The organism is Streptomyces regalis, assembly GCF_001509475.1.
Taxonomy (GTDB): Bacteria; Actinomycetota; Actinomycetes; order Streptomycetales; family Streptomycetaceae; genus Streptomyces; species Streptomyces regalis.
In genome coordinates this window covers 31633-52115 of sequence record NZ_LLZG01000372.1, presented here as the reverse complement: position 1 = coordinate 52115, position 20483 = coordinate 31633, and the positions used below count along the sequence as shown (strand labels likewise).

General features: G+C 71.1%; 19 protein-coding genes and 2 pseudogenes. 4 read left to right on the top strand and 17 right to left on the bottom strand.

The features are described from left to right. A partial coding sequence (locus tag ADL12_RS35800) for a TerD family protein (RefSeq protein WP_208614682.1) occupies nucleotides 1-620 on the top strand: 620 nt, incomplete at its 5' end. Nucleotides 621-848: 228 nt separating this feature from the next. On the opposite strand, the gene ADL12_RS35795 is transcribed toward ADL12_RS35800, so the two are convergent. The 6 genes from ADL12_RS35795 to ADL12_RS35770 form a co-directional block, all read right to left on the bottom strand. Next, on the bottom strand, nucleotides 849-1886 hold the full coding sequence (locus ADL12_RS35795; protein WP_107120109.1) for a LacI family DNA-binding transcriptional regulator: 1038 nt from the start codon (nucleotides 1884-1886) through the stop codon (nucleotides 849-851). Between the two features lie 159 nt (nucleotides 1887-2045). Then, nucleotides 2046-3062, bottom strand: a complete 1017-nt coding sequence (locus ADL12_RS35790) for a 1-aminocyclopropane-1-carboxylate deaminase (protein WP_062710351.1) — start codon at nucleotides 3060-3062, stop codon at nucleotides 2046-2048. Nucleotides 3063-3098: 36 nt separating this feature from the next. Further along, nucleotides 3099-3749, bottom strand: a complete 651-nt coding sequence (locus ADL12_RS35785; protein ID WP_062710348.1) for a GntR family transcriptional regulator — start codon at nucleotides 3747-3749, stop codon at nucleotides 3099-3101. Nucleotides 3750-3866: 117 nt separating this feature from the next. Next, nucleotides 3867-5450: a TROVE domain-containing protein gene (locus ADL12_RS35780; RefSeq protein WP_062710345.1), complete on the bottom strand. Its 1584-nt coding sequence runs from the start codon at nucleotides 5448-5450 to the stop codon at nucleotides 3867-3869. 343 nt (nucleotides 5451-5793) lie between these two features. Continuing rightward, nucleotides 5794-7254 (bottom strand): alkaline phosphatase PhoX, encoded by a 1461-nt coding sequence (locus ADL12_RS35775; RefSeq protein ID WP_062710342.1) that lies wholly within the window; start codon nucleotides 7252-7254, stop codon nucleotides 5794-5796. 230 nt (nucleotides 7255-7484) lie between these two features. Beyond that, nucleotides 7485-8921, bottom strand: a complete 1437-nt coding sequence (locus ADL12_RS35770) for a hypothetical protein (RefSeq protein ID WP_062710339.1) — start codon at nucleotides 8919-8921, stop codon at nucleotides 7485-7487. A gap of 316 nt (nucleotides 8922-9237) precedes the next feature. On the opposite strand from ADL12_RS35770, the gene ADL12_RS35765 reads away from it, so the two are divergent. Then, a complete protein-coding gene (locus ADL12_RS35765; RefSeq protein ID WP_062710336.1) occupies nucleotides 9238-11067 on the top strand; it encodes an endonuclease/exonuclease/phosphatase family protein in 1830 nt (609 codons plus the stop codon). 21 nt (nucleotides 11068-11088) lie between these two features. Here ADL12_RS35765 and ADL12_RS35760 read toward each other — a convergent pair whose 3' ends face one another. The 3 genes from ADL12_RS35760 to ADL12_RS35750 form a co-directional block, all read right to left on the bottom strand. Then, nucleotides 11089-11823 (bottom strand): SRPBCC family protein, encoded by a 735-nt coding sequence (locus ADL12_RS35760; RefSeq protein WP_062710334.1) that lies wholly within the window; start codon nucleotides 11821-11823, stop codon nucleotides 11089-11091. Between the two features lie 17 nt (nucleotides 11824-11840). After that, nucleotides 11841-12497: an ArsR/SmtB family transcription factor gene (locus tag ADL12_RS35755; RefSeq protein ID WP_062710329.1), complete on the bottom strand. Its 657-nt coding sequence runs from the start codon at nucleotides 12495-12497 to the stop codon at nucleotides 11841-11843. Nucleotides 12498-12604: 107 nt separating this feature from the next. After that, nucleotides 12605-13312 (bottom strand): antibiotic biosynthesis monooxygenase, encoded by a 708-nt coding sequence (locus tag ADL12_RS35750; protein WP_062710325.1) that lies wholly within the window; start codon nucleotides 13310-13312, stop codon nucleotides 12605-12607. 229 nt (nucleotides 13313-13541) lie between these two features. Here ADL12_RS35750 and ADL12_RS35745 point away from each other — a divergent pair, with 229 nt between their 5' ends. Further along, complete coding sequence (locus ADL12_RS35745) at nucleotides 13542-14327, top strand: DUF899 domain-containing protein (protein ID WP_062710322.1); 786 nt, start codon at nucleotides 13542-13544, stop codon at nucleotides 14325-14327. A 114-nt stretch (nucleotides 14328-14441) separates the two neighbouring features. On the opposite strand, the gene ADL12_RS35740 is transcribed toward ADL12_RS35745, so the two are convergent. From ADL12_RS35740 to ADL12_RS35725, 4 genes are read right to left on the bottom strand one after another with little or no spacing between them, the layout of a single operon-like run. Beyond that, a complete protein-coding gene (locus tag ADL12_RS35740; protein WP_062710318.1) occupies nucleotides 14442-15011 on the bottom strand; it encodes a DUF3618 domain-containing protein in 570 nt (189 codons plus the stop codon). After that, nucleotides 15008-15427 carry a phage holin family protein gene (locus ADL12_RS35735; protein WP_062710313.1) on the bottom strand — a complete coding sequence of 140 codons (420 nt, stop codon included), beginning with the start codon at nucleotides 15425-15427 and terminating at the stop codon, nucleotides 15008-15010. Before ADL12_RS35735 ends, ADL12_RS35740 begins: the two co-directional genes overlap by 4 nt. Before the next feature lie 53 nt (nucleotides 15428-15480). Continuing rightward, the gene (locus ADL12_RS35730; RefSeq protein WP_062710310.1) at nucleotides 15481-16173 is read right to left on the bottom strand and encodes a hypothetical protein; all 693 of its coding nucleotides are present in this window, start codon (nucleotides 16171-16173) and stop codon (nucleotides 15481-15483) included. Next, nucleotides 16170-16340, bottom strand: coding sequence for a hypothetical protein (locus ADL12_RS35725; RefSeq protein ID WP_159053385.1), 171 nt, complete (start codon nucleotides 16338-16340; stop codon nucleotides 16170-16172). The genes ADL12_RS35730 and ADL12_RS35725 overlap by 4 nt, the downstream gene beginning before the upstream one ends. 185 nt (nucleotides 16341-16525) lie before the next feature. Between ADL12_RS35725 and dapA the strand changes: the two genes are divergently transcribed. Beyond that, the gene (dapA, locus tag ADL12_RS35720; RefSeq protein WP_062710304.1) at nucleotides 16526-17428 is read left to right on the top strand and encodes a 4-hydroxy-tetrahydrodipicolinate synthase; all 903 of its coding nucleotides are present in this window, start codon (nucleotides 16526-16528) and stop codon (nucleotides 17426-17428) included. Nucleotides 17429-17466: 38 nt separating this feature from the next. Here dapA and ADL12_RS58640 read toward each other — a convergent pair. The 4 genes and pseudogenes from ADL12_RS58640 to dapD form a co-directional block, all read right to left on the bottom strand. Beyond that, nucleotides 17467-18625, bottom strand: a pseudogene (locus ADL12_RS58640) (YncE family protein). Then, a pseudogene (locus tag ADL12_RS55740) lies at nucleotides 18608-18895 on the bottom strand (sigma factor-like helix-turn-helix DNA-binding protein); the annotation flags it as partial. The pseudogenes ADL12_RS58640 and ADL12_RS55740, both read right to left, overlap by 18 nt. Nucleotides 18896-19042: 147 nt before the next feature. Continuing rightward, entirely contained in the window at nucleotides 19043-19282 is a 240-nt protein-coding gene (locus ADL12_RS35710; protein ID WP_062710301.1) for a hypothetical protein, read from the bottom strand. Nucleotides 19283-19402: 120 nt separating this feature from the next. After that, a complete protein-coding gene (dapD, locus tag ADL12_RS35705; RefSeq protein ID WP_062710298.1) occupies nucleotides 19403-20392 on the bottom strand; it encodes a 2,3,4,5-tetrahydropyridine-2,6-dicarboxylate N-succinyltransferase in 990 nt (329 codons plus the stop codon). Nucleotides 20393-20483 lie beyond the last annotated feature (91 nt).

The following is a 20483-nucleotide window of genomic DNA, read 5'->3' as shown; positions in this document are numbered from 1 at the left end:
CCGCTCCCCCGGCCCCGCCCGCGCCTCCCGCCCCCGGCGCCGGAAAGATCAACCTCGACAAGGGCCGCGTCAGCCTCCAGAAGAACCAGACCGTCTCCCTGGTCAAGGGCGGCCGCCCGCTGCTCTCCCAGGTCAAGATGGGCCTCGGCTGGGAGCCGGCGTACCGGGGCAAGGACATCGACCTGGACGCCTCGGTCATCGCGTACGGCCCGCAGCGCAACCACATCGACAGCTGCTACTTCGGCAAGCTCCAGATCGTGCAGGGCGCGATCCGCCACTCCGGCGACAACCTCACGGGTGAGGGCGGCGGGGACGACGAGGTCATCACCGTCGACCTCGGGCGCCTCCCGCAAGAGGTCACCGGACTCGTCTTCACCGTCAACTCCTTCTCCGGCCAGAAGTTCACCGAGGTCGCCAAGGCCTACTGCCGACTGATTGACGCCGCCTCCGGCGAGGAACTCGTCCGCTTCGACCTCACCAACGCCGAGGCGCAGACGGGCGTGATGATGGCGAAGTTGATCAAGCAGTTCTCCGGCGAGTGGGAGATGACGGCCATGGGCGACTTCGTGAAGTCCCGCACGGTGAGGGGGATGGTGAAGCCGGCAGCCCAGGCACTGTAGACAGCCGTACGACGCCCAGGGCGCCCCTGGCCGCAGGGGGGCGCCCGGCGCGACTGCAAGCCGGGGTGGGGGTCCCCGGCCCCAGGCCCTCTGGCCCCGGTCACATCTTCGGGATGATGCTCATCAACGCACCTGCCCTCACAAGCGCCTAGTCGGCGTCGTGCAGGACGTTGAGGCTCGGTGTGCCGGGGGTGCCGAGGGGCAGGCCTGCGAACGTTCAGGCGCGGATCAGGCGGAGGCCCGCACCACCAGTTCGGGGATGATCCACGCGTCCGGGCCGCTCATCGGTTCCTCACCCGCTCGCAGCCGGGCCACCTGCTCCACGGCCAGCCGTCCCAGCCGCCGTTTGTCGATGTGCAGGGTGGTCAGGGCGGGCTCCACCAGCTCGCCCAGCGACAGTCCGTCGAAGCCGAGGACGGCCAGGTCGTCCGGCACCCGCCGGCCGCGGCGCCGGGCGGCGCGCATGGCGCCGACCGCCATCAGGTCGTTGAAGCCGAAGACGGCGGTGATCTCGGGCCGTGCGTCGAGCAGTCGCTCCATTCCGGCCTCGCCACCGGCCACACTGTGCTCGTCGCACAGCTCTGTCCAGCCCTCGTCGACCGGCAGGCCGTGCCGCCGGGCCTCCTCCAGGAAGGCCTGTCGGCGAGGGCCGGGGCCGTGCACCCCGTCGAGCATGCCGATCCTGCGGTGGCCGGCGGCCACCAGGTGTGCCATACCCCGTTCGAGACCGGCGGCGGCGTCGATGCCCACGGCCGCGAAACGGGTCTGCTGCGGGCCGCGCTCCAGCAGCACCAGCGGTACGCCCCCGAGGTGCCGGGCGAGCACGTCGTCCGGGCTCCTGAAGTAGCCGATGACCGCGTCCGCCTGGTGGGACAGCACATCGAGCGCCTCCCGCTCCCGGGCCTCGTCGATACGGGAGTCCCATACGACGACCTGCCAGCCGCGCTGCTCGGCAGCCTCCAGCACGCCGGCGGCCACCTCGGGGAAGAAGGGGTTCATCAGGTCCGGGATCACCAGCCCCGCCGTCACGGCGCCCTTCTGCACCATGCCGCGCGCGAACCGGCTCGGCCGGTAGTCCAGCAGCCGCGCCGCCTCCAGCACCCGTTCCTTCGTGGCCGGGTCGATCTCACCCTTGTCGTTGACCGCGCGGGAGACCGTCTGCCGTGACACTCCGGCCAGCTTCGCGACATCGTGGATCGTGGCCCGCCGGCGGGTGCCGTCAGGCCGCTCGACACTCGGCTCCCACTGCTGATCGTCCGCCCGCACGCTGTGCACTGTAGCGCTCCGCGGGAGTCCCGGGATTCGCCGTCGGGCGTCTGCGGCGCCGTCGTGGCTGGTCGCGCCCACGCGGTGGGGCCGCATATCGATACAGCCCCGCGCCCCTGGGGGATCGGCGCTTCGCGCCTGATCCCCTGCCCAGCCCGCTCAGAACAGCGCGCTGTACGCGTTCAGCGCCGGCTGCCCGCCGAGGTGGGCGTAGAGCACGGTCGACTCCCGCCCGATCTCCCCCCGCCGCACCAGATCGATCATCGCGGCCATCGACTTGCCCTCGTAGACGGGGTCCGTGACCATGCCCTCGGTCCGCGCCGCGAGCCGCATCGCGTCCAGCGTCGTCTCGTCCGGGATGCCGTACGTGCCCGCGTGGTACCGCTCGTCGAGCTCGACGTCGGCTTCCGTCAACTCGCGCTTGACGCCGATGAGTTGCCCGGTGCCGTGGGCGATCCGGGCGATCTGCGCCCGGGTGGCGCCGGGCTTGGCGGAGGCGTCGACACCGATGACGCGGCGCGGCCGGCCGCCCGCCTCCTCCAGGGCGGCGAAGCCGGCGACCATGCCGGCCTGGGTGGAGCCCGTCACCGAACACACCACCACGGTGTCGAAGAAGACACCCAACTCCCGCTCCTGATCGACGACTTCATGGGCCCACCCGGCGAACCCCAGCCCACCGAGCGGGTGGTCGGAAGCCCCGGCCGGAATGGCGTACGGCTTGCCGCCCGACTCCTCGACCTCCCTGAGCGCCTGCTCCCAGCTCTCCTTGAAGCCGATCCCGAACCCGGCCTTGATCAGCCGCACGTCGGCTCCGGCGAGCCGGCTGACGAGGATGTTGCCGACCTTGTCGTAGACGGAGTCGGGCCAGTCCACCCAACTCTCCTGCACCAGCACGCACTTGAGACCGGCACGGGCGGCGCAGGCGGCGACCTGGCGGGTGTGGTTGGACTGCACGCCGCCGATCGACACGAGGGTGTCGCAGCCCTGGGCGAGCGCGTCGGCGACCAGGTACTCCAGCTTGCGGGTCTTGTTGCCGCCGTACGCGATACCGGAGTTGCAGTCCTCGCGCTTGGCCCAGAGGGTGGCGCCGCCGAGGAATTCGGTCAGGCGCTGGAGGGGGTGCACGGGGGACGGGCCGAAGAGAAGGGGATAACGCTCGTACGAGGAAAGGGACATGGGGATCCTCCAGAGTGTTCCGGGATGCGGGGGCTGTCAGGGAATGTCGTCGGCGAGTTCCTCCAGGCCCCGCCAGATCTCCGCCGTGACACGGACCGCCTCGCCCGTGTCGCCGTGTGCGCAGGCGTCGATCAGCCGCTCGTGCAGCCCGGCCGAGCGGCAGTTGCCGCCCTCGCCGAAGCGGCGTCGCTCCAGTCGGCGGATGAGCGGGGTGTAGCGGGTGATGGTGGCGGCGGCCGCGCGGTTGCCGCTGACGCGCACCAGGACGTCGTGCAGTTCGTCGTCGGCGCGCAGGGCCGCGTCCACGTCACCGGAGTGCACGGCCGCGGCGAAGCGCTCGTTGGCCGTGCACATGATCTCCACGTCCGCGGCCATCAGCCGGGGCACGGCGACCCGCGTCACCAGTTCGTGCATGGCCCCGACCACGGCCGCGGCATCCCGTACGTCGGCGGCCACGACCGGCGTCACCCGCGTGTAGCTCTGCGGCTTGCTCTCCAGCAGCCCCTCGTCCACGAGCCGCGAGAAAGCCTCCCGCACCGGCCCCCGGGACAGCCCGAGCCGCTCGGCGAGATCGGCATCCCGCACCACCGCGCCGGGCTCGATCTCCCCGGCCACGATGGCGTCCCGGATCGCTTCGTACGCCCGGTCCCTGAGCAGGGTCCGGCCAACGGGTCGTATCGCCTCCACGAACTGAAATGTTAGATGTCAATCCTGGAGACGGACAAGGGTTAGGGAGACGCGGACATGAGAGTGGCCCGCACTCCCCACGCGGTGCGGGCCACTCTCGCCCAGGGCGGCGCAGGTTCAGGCAACCCAGGGCCAGTCGGCGTCACGAGCGGCTTCGAGCAAGGGCACCATCCGGAAGGCCGCGTCCGACAGGCCGCCAAAGGTGTGCCGGTTGCCCTTCCCCGACGGGCCGTGGCCCGCCCGGTACCCGGCGAGGTTCCAGGTGTACACCGGCACGTCGGCCGGGACCTGCTCGGTCGGGTCGCCGTGGTGGCTGGGCGCGTACTGCTCGTCGGTGACGATCAGCACCCGGTCGTGCTTCCGGTAGTGCCGGCGCACCGCCTCGGTGGTGTTCGTGCCACCGAGGTCACCGAAGCGCTCCAGCACCTTCAGCACCGACTCGCCGCGCCGGAAGGAGATCTCACGGCTGTCCGTGCCGAACTGGACGAGATCCGCGTCCGCCGCCCGCAGCGCGAGCGCCGTGCCGAAGATCGCCGCCGCGTCGGCCCGGTTGAGCTCCGAGCGGTCGGACAGCCGCGACCAGAACATCGAACCCGAACGGTCGACGAGCACCAGCGTGCGGCCGGGCAACGCGGGCACATTGGCCAGCGAGTGACCGAGCGCCTGCTCCAGCGGGTACGCCCAGCGCAGCGACGGCGCGTGCTGGTACGCGGCGAGGTACCGGAAGGGGAGCTGCCGCGAGCGCGCGACCTCCGCCGGGTCACTGATCCGGGCCGCGACCCTGGCGGCGACCTCGTCGGAGACACCGGCCTCGTCGAAGTTCCGCAGGTTGCGGACCAGCGCCATGGTGCCCATGGACGGAACGACGGCCTCCCAGGCCTCCTTGTCCATCGGCCCCTGCAGCCAGCCCGCGAGCGCCTCCCAAGTCATCCCGGCCGCCGCGAGCCGCTCGGCACCGCCGTCCGACGTGACCACCGCACGCCGCTCCGCCAACGGCAGCGCCATCAGCTCGCGGTGCGCGACCAGCGTCCGGTTGGACGCGGGCGGCACGGCGGTGTCCGGGTTGTGCCGGCGGTCGAGGGCGTACCGGAACAGCTCGCCCTGCCACGGCTTGCCCGGGTCCGGGGCCGCGTGCACCAGGTTGAGCACGTCACCGAAGCGGTAGCCCTTGGACGCGGTGTCGTACTTCAGCAGCGACTTGCCGCTGTAGAGACGCTGTACGGCGTCGGCGATGCCGCGCTTGACGGGCTTCGGGACGTTGCGCCCGTACGTCGCGGTCCAGTACGCGAGCAGTTCACCGGGCTCGTCGGGCCGCTGGAGTACGGAGGCGACGACCTGCCGGTTCGACGGACCGTCGGTCACCCCGGCATCCAGGCGCGCCTTGACGTACTCGGCGGCGCCCACGATCGAGGCCGTACGCAGGTTGCCCTCGCCGCGCAGCCAGCCGAGCAGGCCGGCAGTCCAGGTCGAGTCGGTGACGGCGAGTTCGCCGACGAGACGTGCGAACCGGTCGTCGCGGGCGGCGCCGGTCTCGTAGAAGGTCCGCTGAGTGACGAAGTTGGCGACTGCGAGCAGGAAGAGCTCGGAGCGTGCGTCACGCTCGCGGCCCCGGCCGCCCTCGTAGGTACGGAGCACCCGTCCCGTCGACGTCACCCGCGAGGTGGGCCGCGGCTTGGCAGCCCGGGTGTTGAAACGCGCCATGATGAATTCCCCCCGAATTCGTTCGTGTTTCGGAGGGAGGCGCAGCAAAAGGTGGATGCCCGAGATCAGGAGTCGGCGACGGACTTTAGCCTGGTGCTCTACCGAATTGAGCTACACCGACCCGAAGTCGATGACGGGACTCGAACCCGCAACCGCCAGATCCAATGAAGTAACCGTTGCCTGCGCACCGGGCACCCACCATGAGCTGCGCCTCCCGAGATCAAGTCGGCGGCGGCATCTGATTCTTTGAAGAGAAGAAGTAGCCGCTGCCATCGCACCGGGAGGTGCGTGACGTTGTGATCTCACTGTAGGAGGCGCAACTCGAACCGGGCGAGCGAATTAATTACCGCCGCTGCCGCTTCCAGGGCCCGCTGATGGCGAGCATGATTCCCGGCGACTGGATGTTGGCGTACAGGGTCCTGCCGTCGCACGAGAAGGTGACGCCGGCGAACTCGCTGTATTCCGGCTCCTCTTCGGTGCCGATGTTGAGTTCGTTGCGAGCGATGGGATAGGTACGGCCGCTGTCGGTGGCGCCGAACAGGTGCTGGATGCCCTCTCCGTCCTCGGCGAGGATCAGGCCGCCGTACGGGGAAACGGTGATGTTGTCGGGGCCGTCGAAGGCGCCAACCGCCGAGGAATCAGCGGGGTCGGGGTTGACGCCGAGGAGGACCTTGAGGGTGAGGGTGCGGCGCTTGGGGTCGTAGAACCAGACCTGACCGTCGTGCGCGGCGCCGGGGCTCTCGGCACGGGCGTAGGAGGAGACGATGTAGGCGCCGCCGTCGCCCCACCACATGCCCTCCAGCTTGCGCGCGCGGGTGATCTCGCCGTCGGCGAACTGCTTGCGTACGGGCGTGGTCTTCGCGTCGCGGTCGGGGACGTCCACCCAGTCGACGCCGTAGACCGTGCCGATCTTCGTGGCGCGGGAGAGGTCGTCGACGAACTTGCCGCCGGAGTCGAAGCACTTGGGCGCCTGGAGGACACCGGCGTCGTCGGCGAGCGTGCGGAACTTGCCGCGGCCGTACTCGAAGCCCTTCGGCGGGGTCCAGCGGAAGAAGAGGCCGTTGGGCGAGGCGGCGTCCTCGGTGAGGTAGGCGTGGCCGCGCTTGGGGTCGATGACGACGGCTTCGTGGTCGTAGCGGCCGAAGAACTTCAGCGGCTTGGGGTCGCGGTTGGCGCGCCGGTCGATGGGGTCGACCTCGAAGACGTAGCCGTGGTCCTTGGTCATGCCGTTGGTGCCGGCCTTGTCGGAGTTCTCCTCGCAGGTGAGCCAGGTGCCCCAAGGAGTGCGGCCGCCCGCGCAGTTGGTGGAGGTGCCGGCGATGCCGACCCATTCGGCGACCTGCCCGTCGGGACGGACCTCGACGACCGTGCAGCCGCCGGATGCGGCGGGGTCGTAGACGAGGCCCTCGGTGAGCGGGACCGGGTACTGCCACTTGGCGCGCGGGCCCTTCAGCTCGTGGTTGTTGACGAGGAGGGTGGTGCCGCGCGGCCCGTCGAAGGCGGCCGTGCCGTCGTGGTTGGAGGGGGTGAACTCACCCGACTCCAGCTTCGTCTTCCCGCTGTAGGTGATGACGCGGTACTTGAACCCGGCGGGCAGCGCGAGGATGCCCTTGGGGTCCGGGATCAGCGGCCCGTATCCGACACCACCACCATAGGCGTCCGCCGCCTCCTCGCTCGCGGCCTCGGCCTCCGTGGACGCGAGCGCGTTCGGCGCGGTACCGAGAACGCCGGCGCTGCCCGCCAGCGCGACCCCGGCCCCGGTGATCGCGGAATTTCTGGCGAAGTCCCTGCGGGTGAGCGACATGGTGTCTCCTGTGACAGTGGGTGTGCCGTGGGAGGTGGCGGACTCCGGGACGGCGCCACGGTCCCGCCCATGCCTGAACGCAGATTGAACACCAGGCGTCCTCAGCACACCCGCTTCCATGAATCAACGCCGGGCGCGGCAACGCACTTAGGAGCGCGGGACTGTACCGATTTGCGGCTCCGCCGCGTGGGCGCGCTCAGCCCCCACACACCCGCACCCGCATAACAAGCTCAGCCACCCTGCTGCGACCGAGCCTTGAACGCGGCCTTCCGCGCTTCCTTCGCGATCTTCTTGTCCGGATGCAACCGCCCCATAGCCTCCAGCACATCCGCCGTAGCCGGATGATCCACCCGCCAAGCCGCCGCAAAGAACCCACTGTGCTGTGCGGCCAACCCCTGCACCAGCGCCCGCAGCTCGTCGGAGTTCCCCTCGGCCGCCAGCTGCGCAGCAACCGTGTCGACGGTCAGCCAGAACACCAGCTCCTGGGACGGCGCGGGAACGTCGGAGAACCCCGCCTCGGTCAGCCAGACCCGGGCCAGCCCGCCCAGCTCCGGATCGTCGAGGACCTCCCGCAGCGCGGGCTCGGCCTCCGCGCCCACCAGGGACAGCGCCTGCTGGCAGCGCAGCCGCCGCAGCGGCGCCCCGGCGTCCAGCCCCCGTGCCGCAGCCAGCAACTCCCGTGCCGCGGCGAGGGATTCGCGCCGGGCCAGCCACTGCTCGGTCTCGGCCTGCGCGGCGCTCTGCGGGAACGTGGCCGTCCCGTCGAGCAGCGCGTCGGCGCCCTTGTCCGCGAGGTCTCCGACCGCGGGTGCCTCGAACCCGGCCTCCAGCAGGCGGGCCCGCAGCCCGTACAGTCCGAGCGGGGTCAGCCGCACCATGCCGTAGCGCGACACGTCGGTGTCGTCGACGGCGGCCGACGGCTCCTCGGCGGCGCTTTCGACGTCCGCCATCAGCGCCTCGTCCACCGGCTGGTACTCCACCAGGCCGACCGGCTCCAGCAGCCGGAACTGGTCGTCCAGGCGCATCATCGCGTCGGACACCTGCTCCAACACGTCGTTCGTGGGCTCGCCCATGTCGCTGGGCACGATCATCGACGCGGCGAGGGCCGGCAGCGGCACGGGCCCGTCGCCCGGCCCGTCCCCGCTGACCGTGAGCAGGTAGAGGTTGCCGAGCACCCCGTCGAGGAACTCGGCCTCGGCCTCGGGGTCCCAGTCCAGCGAGGAGAGGTCGACCGGGCCGCCCCCGTCCATGGCGTCGACCAGGTCGTCGAGGTCGGGCACGCTCGCATCCGCGAGCACCGTCTCCAGCGCCCCCGTCCACACGCCGAGTACGTCCTGCGGCGAACCGCCGGTCAGCAGGTCCAGTTCCGCGCCGGCGGCGACCGTGCCCTCCTCCTCGTCCACGACCTCGACCAGCCCGGTGTCGACGGCCACCCGCCAGGCCTCGTCGGCGTACGCGGTGGCGTCGTCCCCGCTCAGCCCCAGCAGTTCGGCGGCGGCCGGGAGTTGCTCGTCGACGAGCCCGCCGCCGGCGTCGACCCGGGTGTCGGGCCCGGCCCAGCGGGCCAGCCGCACGGCCCGGGAGAGCAACGGCGTGGACAGCGCGTCCCGCGCCAGCTCCGCTTCGGGATGCAGCCGCACGGGCGGCAGGGGGGAGCTGTCTGACATCGGCTGGTTCTCCTAGGGCGTTCTGCAGGGCCGTACGCATCACGGCTCAGCCGCTACACATCACGGCTCAACCGCTCAGCCTAGACGGATTTCCACCCATGCCGCCCGGTTCATCTCTCGGTCAGGATGCGTACATGGCCGAAACCTTGACAAGTGGCCTGACCAGGCAGGAGATTGACGCGCGTAGAAACCGGGCGGACATCTGTTCACTGTATTTTCTACGCGCGTCGCCGCCGCCCCACCGGTCGCGCCTGCACCCACCGTTCCACGCACCACCCTCGTCCCGGCGCTCATTCACGTCCCCGGAGGGATTCCGTTGCCGAGCAAGAAGTCCGCGCGTCTCGCCGCGCTCACCGTCGCCGCCGTCTGTTCCGCGGCCTCCACCGTTGTCCTGACCGCGCCCGCGCACGCGGACTCCGTGCGCATCCATGACATCCAGGGCAGCACGCGCATATCCGCGTACTCCGGCAAGGAGGTCACGGACGTGGCCGGAATTGTCACCGGCGTGCGCACCTACGGCTCCTCCAGAGGCTTCTGGATCCAGGACCCGCAGGCGGACGACAACCCGGCCACCAGCGAGGCCATATTCGTCTACACCAACTCCACGCCGAAGGGCGTCGCCGTCGGCGACGCGGTCACGGTGTCGGGCACGGTGCAGGAGTACGTCCCGGGCGGCGCCGCCACCGGCAACCAGTCGATCACCGAGATCACCAAGCCGACGTTCACCGTCGTCTCCAGCGGCAACGCCGTCCCGGCAGCCGTGGTCATCTCCGCCAAGTCCGTGCCGGACGCGTACGCCCCCGCCGGCGACACCGCCGCGAACGGCTCGGTCAACGGCCTGACGCTCAGGCCCTCGGCCTACGCCCTGGACTACTACGAGTCCCTGGAGCACATGAATGTCCGGGTCGCCGACGCGCGAGTGGTGACCGGCACCGACGCCTTCAACGAACTGTGGGTCACGGTGAAGCCACACGAGAACGCCAACCGGCGTGGCGGCACGGTCTACGGCTCCTACGAGTCCCAGAACACCGGCCGCCTGCAGATCCAGTCCCTTGGCGCGGCCGCCGACTTCCCGAAGGCGAACGTCGGCGACAAGCTCGCCGGCACCACCACCGGCCCGCTGGACTACACCCAGTTCGGCGGCTACACCCTCGTCGCGAGCGAACTCGGCACGCTCAAGAGCGGTGGCATCAAGCGGGAGACGACCCAGAAGCAGGGGCGCGGCGAGCTGGCGGTCGCGACGTACAACGTCGAGAACCTCGACCCCTCCGACGCCACCTTCGCCGAGCACGCCTCCGCGATCGTGAACAATCTCCAGTCGCCCGACATCGTGTCCCTGGAGGAGATCCAGGACAACAACGGCGCGAAGAACGACGGTACGGTCGCCGCCGACCAGACGATGCAGAAGCTGATCGACGCGATCGCCGCCGCGGGCGGCCCGACGTACGACTGGCGCTCCATCGACCCGGTGGACAAGGCCGATGGTGGCCAGCCGGGCGGCAACATCCGCCAGGTGTTCCTGTTCAACCCGGAGCGGGTCTCCTTCACGGACCGCGCGGGCGGCGACGCCACGACCGCCGTCGGCGTGACCGAGGCGAAGGGGAAGGCGGCGCTGACGGTCTCCCCCGGCCGCATCGACCCGGCGAACGCCGCCTGGACGAACAGCCGCAAGCCGCTGGCCGGCGAGTTCGTCTTCCGCGGCCGCACGGTCTTCGTGATCGCCAACCACTTCGGCTCCAAGGGCGGCGACCAGTCGCTGCACGCGCAGTACCAGCCGCCGACCCGTAGCTCGGAGACCCAGCGCCACCTCCAGGCGGCCGCCGTCAACGCCTTCGTCAAGGACATCCTGGCCGTCCAGAAGAACGCGGACGTCGTCACGCTCGGCGACATCAACGACTTCGAGTTCTCCGGCACCGCCAAGCTGCTGGAGGACGACGGCGCGCTGTGGTCGGCGATCAAGTCGCTGCCCAAGAGCGAGCGCTACTCGTACGTCTACCAGGGCAACGCCCAGACGCTGGACCAGATCCTGATCAGCCCGTCGATCCGGCGCTCCTGCGACTTCGAGTACGACAGCGTGCACGTCAACTCGGAGTTCAACGACCAGATCAGCGACCACGACCCGCAGGTGCTGCGGTTCCGCCCGTAGGGCCGGAGCCTCCGGTGGGTCTCAGGGCTGGCTGAACACTCCGTTCAGCCAGCCCTGCCAGGCGGCTTCGCACTCCTTGATGTCGGCGCCCGGCGTGAAGTCGTGCAGGGAGATGCCGACCGGGTAGCCCCAGTGGTTGCGCCCGAAGAAGCGGGTGAGGCCCCGGTCCGTGCGCAGCCCGATGAAGTACGGGTTGCGGAAGTCGACCACGGCCTCGAACTCGTCCGGCCCGTGGACCGTCACCCGAGTCCCGGCGGCCACGTCCTCCCCGACGCCGAGCACCCGCCCGACGGCGGCGAGGGCGTCGGCGTTCTTCGACGCCTCGGGCCCGTCGAACGTGGCGAAGGCGGCCGGCCGGGGCGCGAAGTGGACCAGGTACTCGCGCAGGGTGTGCAGGTAGAAGTCGGTGTGCTTGGCGGCACCGTCGTACTGGTTGTCCCAGTCGTCGACGAAGATCCCGCTGTGCACGTACCGCACCCAGGCGCGCCGGCCCTCGTCGCGCGGTTCGATGGTGTAGTCGAGCTGGTTGGCGGTCTGCTCGGCGATGCCCTCGACGTCCTCGACGCGGTTGGTGTAGCGGTGCGGCGGGTCCCAGGCGGTGACGGTGGACCCGAACGGCCCCCGGCCGCCGACCTTGGGCTCCGGCGGCTCCATCGGCCACAGATAGCCTCCGGTCCCGGTGGTGATCGCCTCCCACACCTCCTGAGGGGTGGCGTCGACCTCGAACTCGCGGGCGATCTCGAATTCCTTGGACATGGCGGGCTCCTGTACTCCTACTGCTCGATTTCCTGGGCGGGTTCCTGGGCGGGTTCCTGGGCGGGCTGGTCCTCGACCGCGGGATCGGCCGTGGGTTTGACCGTAGGGTGTACGGCGACCACGATCCGGTGATCCCGGCCGCCCTCGGCGTCGGGCGCGTCGTACTTGCGGATCAGCGCGCTCACCCCGGCCGTCAACTCCTGGATGAACGCGGCCCGTTCGGCGGCCGAGGCGAAACGGACCTCGCCGTCCAGCGCGTACGTCGCGAGCCGCTTGCGGGCCTTCGCCGCGCCGGTGATCAGCGAACCGACGTCCCGGACGAGCCGGGCGCCGAGGGCGAGCAGCCAGCGGGCGGAGAGCTGGTCCCGGAAGCGGTCCGGGTCCGGCTGCACGGAGGCGAGCGCGAGCGGCGAGATCACGTACGACGCGGCGGTCGCCTGCATCAGCCGCTCGGTGACGTTGCCCTTGCGCCGCTCACCGGCCAGCTCGACCAGGCCGTGCCGCTCCAGAGCCTTGAGGTGGTAGTTCACCTTCTGCCGGGGCAGCCCGACCTTCCCGGCCAGCATGGCGGCCGACGCGGGCCCGGCCGCCAGCTCGGCGAGCAGCCGGGCCCTTATGGGGTCCAGGGAGACGGCTGCGGCCTCGGGGTCCTCGATCACGGTGACGTCCAGCATGGGTCCACCGTCTCACCGAAAACTTTTTTTGTCCAGACAGGCCGAGTGTTCGGTGAGTTTTCGGCGCAGGACCGGACGGACGAACTTGGACGAAGACGGACTCGACGTCAGTCGGGCACGAGGCCGAGGACGTAGTCGTACCGGCTGACCGTGCTGCTCTTGAGTCCCGGCCAGGTCTGCACTCGGTGCCACAGCTCGTTCGCCGACCCGATGCCGTCGCCCGGGGCGGCGAGGGCCTCGATGTGGGCCCGGGCGCTCTCCCACTCGGCGTAGTTGAGGACGCGGGTGCCGTCGGTGCTGAGGTGGAAGTGGCCGGAGATGCCGCCGGGGTGGGGGTTCGGCTCGCTCTCCAGCGCCTCGAAGACGGCGTCGACCCAGGCGCGCTGCCGGTCGGGGTCGGGGCCCTCGAACTCGACGTCGACGATCACGATGCAGCCGGGGACGCGCGGGTCGCCGTCGCGGCGGGCGCTGCGGTAGTGCCGGTACCGGCCGAGCCACAGCCGCTCGATGCCCGGTACGGCGGTGTCGATCTCGTCGTTGCGCTCTTGCCGGTGGACCTTCACGAAGGACTCGTACGCCTGCTCGCTCGCCCATTGCGAGTAGTGGAGGAGGGTGGCGGCATCCTGGCCGGCGTAGACGTAGTAGCCGAGCAAGTCGTCCGCGGGCCAGGGGCGGCGCTCCCAGGTATCGGCGATCGCCTCGACGCTCTGCTTCTGCCGACGGGGGGTGCCCACCCGCCAGGTGCTGAAGAAGGGGGCGCCGATCTCGGGGCTGGTGAGGTCGGGGTGGGTGGCGGTGCGACGGGTCTTGGTCATGGAGACCCTCCTGGATGGGGTGGTCGATGCGTGCACCGATCACCTTTCGACCTCAACCGGACTTGAGGTCAAGTGGCCCATGGGGGGCGCGAGTTCGTGCGATCGCACAGCGCGGCGCGGCGCGGGCGTCTCCGCTCCGATGAGTTCCGGACAGGTCGGGAGTCTCTTCTGGTGACCGTCATAGACCGTCGTACGACACCGCCCGGCACGAGACACCACGGAGGACACCATGACGACCACCCCGGACGACCCGAACACCGCGCTGCCCGACCACCGCCCGCCCGTGGTCGACCTGGCCGCCTGGCAGACCGCCCGTGACGAGCTCCTGGTCCGCGAGAAGGCCCACACCCGCGAGGGCGATGCCATCGCCGCGGCCCGCCGCCGACTGCCGATGGTGGAGTGCGACGGCACGGTCGAGGTCGTCGGACCCGACGGCCCGGTCCCGTTCCTGGACCTGTTCCAGGGCCGCGACGAGCTCGTGGTCTACAAGCACATGTGGTACGACGGCGCGCCGCACCAGGGGCAGTGCGAGGGCTGCACCACCACGGCCTGGCACCTGAAGGACACCGTCTACCTCAACGCCCGCGGCGTGTCGTTCGCCATCCTCACCACGGGCCGTTGGGACGAGGTGGCCTCCTACGTCGAGTTCATGGGCTACACCCAGCCCTGGTACTCGGTGCGCGACGTGGACGCGCCGGTCGGCGGCGACATGGGCTACCTCACCTGCTTCCTGCGCGACGGCGACCGCGTGTTCCTCACCTACTCCACGACGGGCCGTGGCAATGAGCGGGTCAACGGTTCCCTCGGCCTGCTCGACATGACGCCCTACGGCCGCGGCGAGGCATGGGAGGACAACCCCAAGGGCTGGCCCGAGGGGCGCAACGCGTGCTGGTCCTGGCGCTCGGACGCGGACGGGAACGCCACGTGGGGGCCGACCAGTCGGCCCGTTCCCCAGTGGACCCGCCCCGGCGCGACCCCCGTGGAGACGCTCGGCCGGCAGGGCCACCACCACTGACTCCACCTGGCCCGCGGCGGAATCGCGTGGTCCGCGGCGGGATCGCCTGGCCGGGGCGATAATCGAACGCTCCGACCAGGCCTGGGGCCCGCTGACCCGGTTCAAAGACCTCTCTCAGTGATGCCCGCTGTGCCGCCGTCGCAGTATCTCGGCCGCGACCGCCGCTCCCACCACCGCCCCGGCGATCAGTACCGGCCGCGGGTGTCGCAGCCCGGTCTGAACGACGGTTCGGACGGGGCGCGGCAGGCCGTGCTCCACGGCGTGGCCCGCGTGCGTCGCCTTGTCGTGGACGGTGTGTCCGGCGTGGGTCGCCTTGTCCTGGACGGTGTGTCCCGCGTGGGTCGCCCGCTCCTGCGCCGCGTGCCCCGCGTGGGTCGCCCGGTCCTGCACGACATGCCCCGCTCGCGTCGCCCGGTCCTGCAGCACATGGCCCGCCTGGACCGCGCTGCTGCGCAGCTGCACGGTCATCGCCCCCGCCTTGTCCTTGAGGTCGGCGGCACGCGCCTGGGCCCGGCCCCTCACGTCCGTCTTGCCCGCCAACTCGGCCACGGTGTCGCCGAGTTCGCCGCGCGTCTGCTCGATCTGCCGCCGCAGCTCCTCGGGCCCCTTGGCCCCGCCGGCCCCCTTCGCGGCGCCCGCCTTCGCGGCCTCGCCACCCGTGCCCCCCGCTGCCTTGTCCGTCATCGGTGCGCCCTTCCCTTGATCTCCTCGACATCGGCCCTGACACTGCCGAGGGCCTCCTCCGGTGTGGGAGGGGCAGCGCGCCGCAGCTGGGCGCGGCCGGTCGCGGCAAGCAGACCCGCGACGGCGAACAGCACCGCCGTCACGATCAGTGCCGCGGCCCACACGGACAGCGTCAGCGAGAGCGCGGCAGTGGCCGTTGCCGCCAGGAACAGCAGGCCGGCGTACGCGAAAGCGCCCGCCGCACCCAGCAGCCCGCCGCCACGGCCGGCGCGCCGGCCCTTCTCAGCCAGTTCCTCCTTGGCGAGGGCGACTTCCTGCCGTACGAGGCGGGAGAGCTGTTCACTGGCCTGTCCGACGAGTTCGCCCACCGAGTGGTGCTCGTGCCGCACCCGCTCGGGGGCCATGGTCCCGGTCACCGTGTTCCGCCTCCTCTCGGTTCGGAACACCCGGGTACCCGTGCCGGCCCCCGCTATCCCTTCCGTCCGCCATCCGGTCCGCGCTCGCCCAGCCGGGCCAGCTGGGCCTGGAACCAGTCGAGGCGCGCCTGCAACAGCGCGGCCTCGGCGGCGAGTTCGGGCACACCGAGGTCCTCGGCGCCCCCGAGCTCGGCCACCGCCACGGCCGCCCCCTTCCCGGCCGCCACTCGCAGCCCCTCCCCGCCCAGCCGGGCGAACCCCGCGAGCGAGACGAACATACGGCCGCGCAGGCAGCCCGCGCAGGCAGGGGCGAGGGCTTTCCAGCCGGGGCGGCCCCAGCCGGCGTCGGCCAGGGCGGTGGCGACCGTACCGCAGGCGCACGGGCCGACCGTGGCGGTGCGCACCCGCTGACGGGCGTAACGGAAACCGCGCTCGAAGCGGATGTACCGGCCCAGCACGGTGATCTCGAGCAGTACGGCTGCCCGGTGCCCGGCCGTGCACAGCAGGGCCTCGGCGACCGTACGGTCGTGCACGCAGTGGAAGCCGCAGTCGCAGCGGCGGCTCGGCGCCCGGTGCCGCAGTCCGTAGACGCAGGACGCGTCGGCCACGACGCCGTACGGCAGCGCACCGCCGAGCGACACACCGGTGAAGGCGGCCCGGGTGCCGTCCTGGGACAGCATCGGGTGGGCGATCTTGTATCCGGTCGGCGGCTCCGTCGGGCGTTCCTCCGGAAGCCGCAGTCTCATCGGGCCGCCGGGACCTCTCCGGGCGCGGACGTCTCGACGTCCTTGATCTCGGCGATCCCGGTGATCTCTGCACCGAGTTCAACTTCCAGTTCGACTTCGAGTTCGCCGTCGTGGACCTGCGGCCGCTCTTCCGCAACGCCGGTGGCGAGTGCCTTGCCGAGCTTCATGACGCCTCCCATGACCAGGGGCCGTTGACCGTCCTGGCCATGGTGACCGATGACGGCCGACTTTGGACATAGGGCCTCCAACGGCCCGCGGCGCCCGCGAGAGCCCCAACACCTCAGCATCGCTTACCAATACTACGTAGAAGAATTAAGTGGAGCTACGCAATTGCCCGGCCGACACTACTCCCATGACGACTGCCGACACCTCCGCCCCTCCCTTCGGCCGCGCCCTGTGCGCCATGATCACGCCCTTCACCGAGTCGGGATCGCTCGACCTGGACGGCGCGCAGCGTCTCGCCGACCGGCTGGTGTCCGAGGGGTGCGAGGGGCTCGTGCTCTCCGGTACGACGGGCGAGTCGCCGACCACGACGGACGCCGAGAAGTCGGATCTGATCAGGGCCGTCCGGGAGGCGGTGGACGGCCGGGCGTCGATCGTCGCGGGTGTGGGCACCTTCGACACCCGGCACACCGTCGAGCTGTCCCTGGCGGCCGAGAAGGCGGGCGCCGACGGCCTGTTGGTGGTCGCGCCGTACTACAGCAAGCCCCCGCAGGACGCCGTCGAGGCGCACTTCCGCGAGGTCGCCGACGCCGCCGGACTGCCCCTCGCGCTGTACGACATCCCCGGCCGCACCGGCACCCGCATCGAGCCGGAGACGCTGATCCGCCTCGCCGAGCACCCCCGGGTCGTGGCGGTGAAGGACTGCTCCTACGACTTCCTCGGCGCCCAAAAGGTGCTGTCGCGGACCGAGTTGGCGTACTACGCGGGGTGCGACGAGCACAACCTCGCGCTGTACGCGGTGGGCGGTGCGGGCTATGTCAGCACGGTCGCCAATGTGATTCCCCGTCATCTCCGTTCGGTACTGGCCGCGTTCGACGCGGGAGACACGGCGGGCGCGGCCCGGCTCCAGCAACTCGCCACGCCGCTCATCGAGTTGATGATGTCGGCGGGCCTGCCCGGGTCGGTCACCGCCAAGGCCGTACTCAATGAGCTCGGCCTGCCCGCGGGCCCGGTCCGCGCACCGCTGCGGCCCGCCGGCCGGGAGGCGGTCGACGGGCTGCTGGGGGAGTACGAGCGGCTGGTGGCCGTCTGAGCGGAGGCGTCCGCGCGAGCACGGCCCCCCGGCCGGAATCAGCGCCTGGCGAAGACGGGCTCCCACTCCTGGCGCGTCATGTCCTCGGTCGGCTCGCGGACGCCGCTCAGGGGGACGACCTCGTCGCTGCCGATGGTGACCAGCACGAGCCGGGGCCGGTACACCTCCTTCAGGCTCGTCGTCCGTTCCCAGGCGATGAGCCGGTTGTCGTCGACCCAGGCGAGCAGCTCGGCCCCGCGCACCTTGGTGATCTCCTTGCCCGTGCGCGGATCACGGATCGAGGAGTACGACTTGCCGGGGGAGCCGGCGCCCTCCTTCGTCAGACCGAGGGCGGCGAGCGTGCCGTTCGGGGACAGCCGCGCGGGGACGTCCGACCGCAGGTTCTTCTCGTTCGCGGGCGCGGCGACCTTGTTGCCGTCGAGGTCGTAGAACTGCTGCATGCCGTCGTGGTCGCCGACAACCCGGGTGTACACCAGGTCACCGGGCCCGAGAGAACGCGAAGTCCTGGCGGAAGTTGATGCCCGCGGGCCCGGTCCGTGCACCGCTGCGGCCCGCCGGCCGAGAGGCGGTCGACGGGCTGCTGGGGGAGTACTACCGTCGGGGTCGGTCACCTTCTCCTTGAAGCACAGATCGGGGTCCTCGTCGTACGTCGTCGCGAGGAGTCTGCTCCCGTCGTTCGAGAACGCGAGCCCGCCGACCCCCTGCTCGACCGGGATCCACCGCTCGACCTCCCCCGTCGCGAGGTCGAGCAGGCCGATCCGGTGGGCGGGGAGGTTCCGCTCCAGTACGGCGGCGGTCTTCAGGCCGGGGGCGACGGCGACGAAGGACCAGCGGGAGTCCTCCTCGTACGTCCCGGTCTTCGGGTCGAGCAGCGAGTAGGTGCGCTCCGAGACGCCCCGCTTGTCGGACTGCGGCTGGAGCTCCGCGTGTAGTACGCGGCCAGCACCGCGTCCCCGGCCCGATCAGGTCGCGCGGCGGCGACTGGTCCGGGTGAGCGTGAATGCCGGCCCTGTCCAGGACGTTCGCGGGACGCACATCGCCCTTCCCGGAGTCCAGCAGGGGCACCGCCACCGCGATGCCCACGACGGCCGCGGTGGCCGCGGCGACGGAGGCGAGCCGGCGGGTGCGGCGGCGCCGGCGAACGGCCAGCACCCGGTCAGTGAGCCCAGGACGCGCCGTCGGCTCTTCGCCGGCCAGCTCCGGCGCGAGCGAGCGCAGCCGGGCGAGCGAGCGGTGGGCGGTGGACCGTACGGTGCCGACGGAGCAGCCGAGGATCCGGGCCACGTCGGCCTCGGGCAGATCCTCGAAGATGGGGGTCCCCCCGCTCGAGCGAAGCCGAGAGTGGGGGAACAGCACCAGTACGGTGCGCTGGCGTGCGGTCAGCCGGACCAGGGCGCCGCGCATCAGGAGGCGCAGCTCGGCGGCGGCCGACGTGTCCGGACCGGTCTGGGTCTCCGGCGGCTCGGCCCCCCTGTGACGCGCACGGGGCGCTGCCGCTATGCCGGCCCAGAGGAAGAAGTCCTGGAAGTTCTGAAGGTTCTGGAAAGGGGCCGGGGCCCGCCCCGCATCCCTGTGCGGTACGGACCCCGGCCCCACGCTGTGCCCGGTGCGCGATCAGCCCCACTTGTACCCGTCGCCGAAGAGCAGGAAGTGCTCCAGCACATCCTCCATCGGATCGTCCACCTGCCCGACGTTGATCAGCCCGATGCGGGGGCCGTTGTGCGAGCCCGTGTTGGTCTCGTCGGCATACGCGGTCCCGGCCGGCAACCAGCACACCGCCCCCGCGGCCAGCGTGCCGACCACCAGGCGGAGTACGGCCCTGGTCCACGCGTTCGTCTTCACTCGACCGGTCATCGGTCCTCATTTCGTCGGTTCGGCATGTGATCGGAAACTGCGTCCACCCGTTCATCTGCCTGGACCGCGAAGAGGTCACGTCGAGTAACCCGTACGAGAGCGCTGATCAGTTGTGGCCGATCAGTTGTGGCTGTGCAGGATCTCGTTCAGCCCACCCCAGACCGCGTTGTTCGGGCGGGCCTCGACGGTGCCGGTGACCGAGTTGCGGCGGAAGAGGATGTTGGAGGCGCCGGACAGCTCGCGGGCCTTGACGATCTGGCCGTCGGGCATGGTGACGCGGGTGCCGGCGGTGACGTAGAGGCCGGCTTCGACGACGCACTCGTCGCCGAGCGCGATGCCGACGCCCGCCTCGGCGCCGATCAGGCAGCGCTCGCCGATGGAGATGATGACGTTGCCGCCGCCGGACAGGGTGCCCATCGTGGAGGCGCCGCCGCCGATGTCGGAGCCGTCGCCGATCACGACGCCCGCGGAGATGCGGCCCTCGACCATCGACGTGCCGAGGGTGCCGGCGTTGAAGTTGACGAAGCCCTCGTGCATCACGGTGGTGCCCTCGGCGAGGTGGGCACCGAGCCGCACGCGGTCGGCGTCGGCGATGCGGACGCCCTTGGGCGCCACGTAGTCGGTCATCCGCGGGAACTTGTCGATCGAGGTCACCTGGAGGTGCAGGCCCTCGGCGCGGGCGTTCAGACGGACCTTCTCGACGTCGTCGACGGCGACCGGGCCGAGGGAGGTCCAGGCGACGTTGGCGAGGAAGCCGAACTGGCCCTCCAGGCTCAGGCCGTGCGGCTTGACCAGGCGGTGGGAGAGCAGGTGCAGGCGCAGGTAGACGTCGTGCGCGTCGATCGGCTTCTCGTCGAGCGAGGCGATGACCGTGCGGACCGCGACGACCTCGACGCCCCGGCGCGCATCCGGCCCGATCGCTGCGGTGGCGGCGCCGCCGAGCAGCTCCGCGGCACGCTCGGCGGACAGCCGCTCGCTGCCGGAGGGGCCGGGCTCAGCGAGGAGCTCGGGCGCGGGGAACCAGGTGTCGAGAACAGTGCCGTCAGCAGCGATCGTGGCAAGGCCGGCGGCCACGGCGCCGGTGGTGCGAGGAGCAGTCGTGTCGGTCATGAGGGCAACCTAACCGGCGGGGGGCCGCCCGGGCCAACCGACGGGTGGGGCGTCTCAGGGTGCGGGCCGCCCGCGGCCCCGGGAGCTCCGA

Excerpts from the sequence above, each read along its gene's own strand:
- ADL12_RS35770 (WP_062710339.1), bottom strand. The coding sequence starts at position 8,921 with ATGTCAGACAGCTCCCCCCTGCCGCCCGTGCGGCTGCATCCCGAAGCG.
- ADL12_RS35755 (WP_062710329.1), bottom strand. The coding sequence starts at position 12,497 with ATGCTGGACGTCACCGTGATCGAGGACCCCGAGGCCGCAGCCGTCTCC.
- ADL12_RS35730 (WP_062710310.1), bottom strand. The coding sequence starts at position 16,173 with ATGAGACTGCGGCTTCCGGAGGAACGCCCGACGGAGCCGCCGACCGGA.
- dapA (WP_062710304.1), top strand. The coding sequence starts at position 16,526 with ATGACGACTGCCGACACCTCCGCCCCTCCCTTCGGCCGCGCCCTGTGC.
- ADL12_RS35740 (WP_062710318.1), bottom strand. The coding sequence starts at position 15,011 with ATGACGGACAAGGCAGCGGGGGGCACGGGTGGCGAGGCCGCGAAGGCG.
- ADL12_RS35775 (WP_062710342.1), bottom strand. The coding sequence starts at position 7,254 with ATGTCGCTCACCCGCAGGGACTTCGCCAGAAATTCCGCGATCACCGGG.
- dapD (WP_062710298.1), bottom strand. The coding sequence starts at position 20,392 with ATGACCGACACGACTGCTCCTCGCACCACCGGCGCCGTGGCCGCCGGC.
- ADL12_RS35725 (WP_159053385.1), bottom strand. The coding sequence starts at position 16,340 with ATGAAGCTCGGCAAGGCACTCGCCACCGGCGTTGCGGAAGAGCGGCCG.
- ADL12_RS35745 (WP_062710322.1), top strand. The coding sequence starts at position 13,542 with ATGACGACCACCCCGGACGACCCGAACACCGCGCTGCCCGACCACCGC.
- ADL12_RS35760 (WP_062710334.1), bottom strand. The coding sequence starts at position 11,823 with ATGTCCAAGGAATTCGAGATCGCCCGCGAGTTCGAGGTCGACGCCACC.
- ADL12_RS35710 (WP_062710301.1), bottom strand. The coding sequence starts at position 19,282 with ATGACCGGTCGAGTGAAGACGAACGCGTGGACCAGGGCCGTACTCCGC.
- ADL12_RS35790 (WP_062710351.1), bottom strand. The coding sequence starts at position 3,062 with ATGTCCCTTTCCTCGTACGAGCGTTATCCCCTTCTCTTCGGCCCGTCC.
- ADL12_RS35750 (WP_062710325.1), bottom strand. The coding sequence starts at position 13,312 with ATGACCAAGACCCGTCGCACCGCCACCCACCCCGACCTCACCAGCCCC.
- ADL12_RS35780 (WP_062710345.1), bottom strand. The coding sequence starts at position 5,450 with ATGGCGCGTTTCAACACCCGGGCTGCCAAGCCGCGGCCCACCTCGCGG.